General features: G+C 63.8%; 5 protein-coding genes. 4 read left to right on the top strand and 1 reads right to left on the bottom strand.

Features of this window, described 5'->3' with window-relative positions; genetic code table 11:
- Positions 1-440 precede the first annotated feature (440 nt).
- Positions 441-1,010, bottom strand: a complete 570-nt coding sequence (locus CCR82_RS18160; protein WP_201247221.1) for an HPP family protein — start codon at positions 1,008-1,010, stop codon at positions 441-443.
- 348 nt (positions 1,011-1,358) lie between these two features.
- On the opposite strand from CCR82_RS18160, the gene CCR82_RS18155 reads away from it, so the two are divergent.
- The 4 genes from CCR82_RS18155 to CCR82_RS18140 all read left to right on the top strand — a co-directional run bounded on the left by CCR82_RS18155 (position 1,359) and on the right by CCR82_RS18140 (position 4,387).
- The gene (locus CCR82_RS18155) at positions 1,359-1,727 is read left to right on the top strand and encodes a calcium-binding protein (protein WP_201247219.1); all 369 of its coding nucleotides are present in this window, start codon (positions 1,359-1,361) and stop codon (positions 1,725-1,727) included.
- 58 nt (positions 1,728-1,785) lie between these two features.
- Positions 1,786-2,658, top strand: a complete 873-nt coding sequence (locus CCR82_RS18150) for a LysR family transcriptional regulator (protein ID WP_201247218.1) — start codon at positions 1,786-1,788, stop codon at positions 2,656-2,658.
- A 195-nt stretch (positions 2,659-2,853) separates the two neighbouring features.
- A complete protein-coding gene (locus tag CCR82_RS18145; RefSeq protein WP_201247217.1) occupies positions 2,854-3,198 on the top strand; it encodes a DsrE/DsrF/TusD sulfur relay family protein in 345 nt (114 codons plus the stop codon).
- A 58-nt stretch (positions 3,199-3,256) separates the two neighbouring features.
- Entirely contained in the window at positions 3,257-4,387 is a 1,131-nt protein-coding gene (locus CCR82_RS18140; protein ID WP_207191045.1) for a cysteine desulfurase family protein, read from the top strand.
- Positions 4,388-4,685: the final 298 nt, after the last annotated feature.

Below are 4,685 nucleotides of genomic sequence, written 5' to 3'. Positions count from 1 at the left end.
CGCGAAGATCATGTTCAACAGGGCGCCCCTTGGTCGTCGCCTGGGTCTCAGTGAGGAGTGGACCGATGATGTCCCATTCCGCATCGGTCACGTCGCTATCGTAGCCCTGGCGCGTTGGATGCTGCTCTCGATTCATTGCAAGACCTCCAATGAACGGGCGAGTGAACCGTTTCTCGCCGAACACCGTGGGTATGATGCTATAAAAATCAATACTTTATTTTCCAAACAGCCTCTAAGCCGTTCTGCGTCACCATCGATCCGCAGGGCAACGACTATCTGCCGCACCTGTTCGGTAACGGCGGCTATGTGGTCATCCGCCGTGCGGCCGAACTGCCGGCGCGGCTGCCGTTGTTGTATGCAAGGCTAACGGCCTAGGCATGACCATGCGACTCGGTCCAGCGAACAGGTAGGTCCACGATGGCGCAGGCGAACGCTGGGCCTCAGAACCAAAATTCCGGATACCGGCGTGCACTGGCAAGGTTATTGACCAGCAGCGCGACCAGCAGCATCAGCAGCGCGCCGAGCGTGACCGGGATCAACACGAATAGATAGCCCATCGCATGCACCTGCTCGGAGCCGATCACGGCGATCAGCGCGGTCGCGCCACCCGGCGGGTGCAGGGTGCGGGTCAGATGCATCACCGCGATCGCGCTCGAGACCGCCAGCGCCGCGGCCAGCCAGGGCAGCAGTGGGCCGAGCAGCAGCCAGGCCGAGACACCGATTAGCGCCGAGAGCCCATGCCCACCGATCAGATTGCGCGGTTGCGCCAGCGGGCTGCGCGGGGCGCCGTAGAGCAATACCGCCGAGGCGCCGAATGAGCCGATGAGGAGCAGGCCGTCTGTTGGTGTGAGTCCGATGGTCTCGAGCCAGACGGCCGGATGGGTTTCCGGCGTATTGATCGTCTCGTTCAGCCAGGCCACCAAGGCGATGCCGAGGAAGCTGCCAAGCCAGGACCAGAGCACTTCAAGGGTGTTGACCCGGGGCGGGGCACCGCGCGTGGAGCCGCGCATCTTTCGCAGATAGCCAGCGAGCACGCGGGCCAGGCGCTGTCCCAGACCGAGGCGCCGCCGCTGATGCCTGGCGGAGGTGCGCAGATGCTGGTAGTGAAGATCCTGCAGGGGTCTGCTCGGCGTCATGCCCCCCCCCTCTCGCCGTCGAGCCGAACATGAGACCTTGACTGCGATCATTGTTTGTCCTCCTGTAGCGCGGTTGCTCTGCGAGTCGCTCTGCTCTGCAAGGTAGTCCTGATATATAGTTCAGACAAACGAAAGTTATTTGACTTTAGTATCGGTTTTTCCGATAGCTTGCTACTGCTTCTCGGAGCCCAACAACAACCATGATCGACATAGGAAAACAGCATGCCTAAGCATCACATCGACGAGGAGCGCGAAGAGCGTATAGCGATGGAAGTGCTGGTAGATACCTACACCGATGAGGAGGCGGTTGCGGGTTGGTCCTGTTATCTCGGCGACAAGCTGTCCTTTCCATTCCAGGCCCGCTGTATCAAAGAAAGTCAGCGCTCCCCCCTCAAGCTCGGTGAGACCGTGCAGGTGCTCGAGATGATCAACGACGACGAGTGTCTGACCGATATGGCGGTCGAAGTGGCATGGGCCGGGAGAACATGCGGCGTTCCGCTCTCGCACCTGCAAGGTATCGATGTGGACGCGCACACGGCGGAAGCCATCGCCGATTGGCACTACTGGCTGGCCACCGGCAATCAGCTCTAACGCTTTTTGATATGAACGGCTTGCGCAGACGCTGCTTGAGCTGCTTGAACAGGCGCTGATGGACATCGACCAGGTCAAGACCTTCCTCGCGGTGGCCGCCCATGGCAGCTTCCTCGAGGCCGCCGCGCAGGTGCATGTCACTCAATCGACGGTGAGCGCCCGCATCCAGAGCCTAGAGCAGCAGTTCGGCGCGCGCCTGTTCGTGCGCAATCGTGCCGGCGCCAGCCTGACCCATGCCGGGGAACGTTTTCTGCGCCACGCCAAGACGCTGCTGCTGACCTATGAGCAGGCGCGCCACGAGGTCGGCCTGCCGAGTCGCTTCCGCGCCAGCCTGACCTTGGGTGCGCGCATCGCGCTCTGGGACAGCCTGCTGCCACGCTGGATCGGTCGCCTGCGCGAGAGCATGCCGGAGATCTCGCTCAACACCGAGATCGGCTTCGAGGAAGACCTGATGCGCCGGGTCATCGCCGGCACCATGGACCTGGCGCTGATGTACAGCCCGCGCCAAGCTGCAGGCATCCAAGTCGAGTACCTGTTCGACGAGACCCTGATCCTGGTCGGCCCGGACCCCAAGCGGCGCGCGCTCGATGACAGCTATGTCTACGTCAACTGGGGGCCGACCTTCTTCGCCCAACATCGCCAGGCCTATCCGGAGCTGGAGCGCCCGGCGCAAACGGCCAACATCGGCTGGCTCGGCTTGCAGCTGATCCTCGCCAACGGCGGCACCTGTTTCGTGCCGGAGCGGGTCGCGGCCTCTTATCTGGAGGGTGGCTGCCTGCACCGAATCCATGACAGCCCGAGCCTGCGGCTGCCGACCTATGTGGTCTATCCAATCGAAGGTAGCCGGGCGGTCGTCGACGCGGCGCTGGAGACGCTGCGTGCATTGATCGTTGCGGAACGGGCTGAGGCGTCGATTGAAACGACAGGCTGAGAAAGGGGGGCTCAATACCGAAATGGAATCATGACGTTGTCGTAAAGCCTTCTGGATCAAGTCGGTCCGCCCGATCGTCAGCAGACGCGATCCATGTTGGCGTCGCGCACCGCCAGACATTCAACTTAATATTTGAATGATGCCGACACCCATGGGATACTGCCGCCTTCAATCTCGACCGCGGAGCCCACACCCATGACTACCTTGTTCATCCTCAACGACCCTGCTTACGGCACCGAGCGCAGCTTCAACGGTCTGCGATTAGCGAAGGCCTTGCAAAACAAGGGCGAGGCCGTCAGCGTCTTCCTGATGGCCGATGCTGTCTCCTGCACCAAGGCCGGGCAGACGGTGCCGCAGGGCTACTACAATCTTGAGCTGATGGTGAAAGGCGTCGCCCGCAAAGGCGAGATGCTGCTCTGCGGCACCTGCATGGACGCGCGCGGGATCACCGATGAGGAGCTGGTCGAGGGTGCGCGCCGCAGCACCCTGGATGAGCTGACCGAGCGCACGCTCGCCGCCGACAAGGTGCTGGTGTTCTGAGTGATGGCCGTGTTGCCGAAACGCACGAGTCTGGCGGACCATCGATAGCAGCCCACAGTTGATCTACCTCGACCACAACGCCAGCACACCTCTCGCGCCGGAGGTGATCACGGCGATGCAAGCGGCGCTCAGCGATGGCTTCGGCAACCCGTCGAGCCTGCACTGGGCCGGGGTGCCGGCGCGGGCGCTGGTGGAAGGCGCGCGTGCCGACGTCGCCACGCTGCTCGGCTGCGCGCCAGACGAGATCGTCTTCACCAGCGGCGGCACCGAAGCCAACAATCTCGCGCTCAAGGGCGTCTTCTACGCTAACAGTCCATCCAAGCGATCAGGACCTGCGCATCTGATCAGCAGCGCGATCGAACATCCGGCGGTCACGGCACCGCTGCGTTTCCTCGAGCGACTCGGCGCCCGGGTCACCTGGCTGCCAGTCGACAGCCGTGGCCAGGTCGACCCGGACGATTTGCGTCAGGCGCTGCGCCCGGAGACGCGGCTCGTCAGCATCATGCACGCGAACAACGAGGTCGGCAGCATCCAACCGATCGCCGAGTGCGCGGCCATTGCCCGCGAGCACGGCGTCTTGTTCCACACCGATGCAGCGCAGTCCGTTGGCAAGATCCCGACCCGCGTCGATGACCTAGGTGTCGACCTGCTCAGCATCGCCGGGCACAAGTTCCAGGCGCCCAAAGGCGTTGGCGCGCTCTATGTGCGCCAGGGCTTCGCGCTGGAGCCGCTGCTCCATGGCGCCGGCCACGAGGGCGGCCGGCGCGCGGGCACCGAGAGCGCGCTGCTCGCCGCCGGGCTCGGCACCGCCTGCCGGCTGGCCGCAGACCTGTCACCGATGACGCGGGTCGAGGCCCTGCGTGAGCGCCTGTGGCAGGGCCTGCAGGCGCGGCTCGGCGAGCCTGTGGTGCGCTTCGGCGATCCCGCACGCTGCTTGCCGAACACCTTGGGCTGTGCCTTCGTCGACCAGCGCGGCGGCGAACTGCTAGCCCGGCTGGACGGCATCGCCGCCTCCGCCGGCTCCGCCTGCCACGCCGGTGAGGTCGCCCCCTCGGCGGTGCTGCGTGCGATGGGCGTGCCAGATGCGCTGGCGCTCGGCGCCGTGCGCTTCAGCCTGGGGCGCGAGACCACCGCCGATGAGATTGACACCGTCGTCGAACGGGTGACCGATCTGCTGGCTGGCGTCTGATTCACCTCGCCCTGCCAACTTCGTCCTGCCAACGACAAGCCAACATTCGTCTAGGTCGACGATCTCCATGAGGAACTCTTTAACTTCATCGATTTCTTCAACGACAAGCTGGCCAAGCCATTTCGTTGAACCTATACCGGTAAGCCGCTCGCGGCTTGAATGCGTAGCCGATATGAGGATCTTCCCAAGCAAGCACTCGTGAGTAGGAGCAACGCGCCATGAGCTGGGACCCAGCCCGCTATCATGCCTGGTACGAGAGCCCGCGCGGTGCCTGGATGGGGGCGCGCGAGCGCCGTCT

Source organism: Halochromatium salexigens (genome assembly GCF_016653295.1).
In the GTDB taxonomy this organism is placed as follows: domain Bacteria; phylum Pseudomonadota; class Gammaproteobacteria; order Chromatiales; family Chromatiaceae; genus Lamprobacter; species Lamprobacter salexigens.
This window is presented reverse-complemented; position numbering and strand designations above follow the sequence as displayed.

What these genes read in the sequence shown, in the direction of transcription:
- CCR82_RS18150 (WP_201247218.1), top strand. Translation starts at nt 1,786, where the DNA reads ATGGACATCGACCAGGTCAAGACCTTCCTCGCGGTGGCCGCCCATGGC.
- CCR82_RS18155 (WP_201247219.1), top strand. Translation starts at nt 1,359, where the DNA reads ATGCCTAAGCATCACATCGACGAGGAGCGCGAAGAGCGTATAGCGATG.
- CCR82_RS18145 (WP_201247217.1), top strand. Translation starts at nt 2,854, where the DNA reads ATGACTACCTTGTTCATCCTCAACGACCCTGCTTACGGCACCGAGCGC.
- CCR82_RS18160 (WP_201247221.1), bottom strand. Translation starts at nt 1,010, where the DNA reads ATGCGCGGCTCCACGCGCGGTGCCCCGCCCCGGGTCAACACCCTTGAA.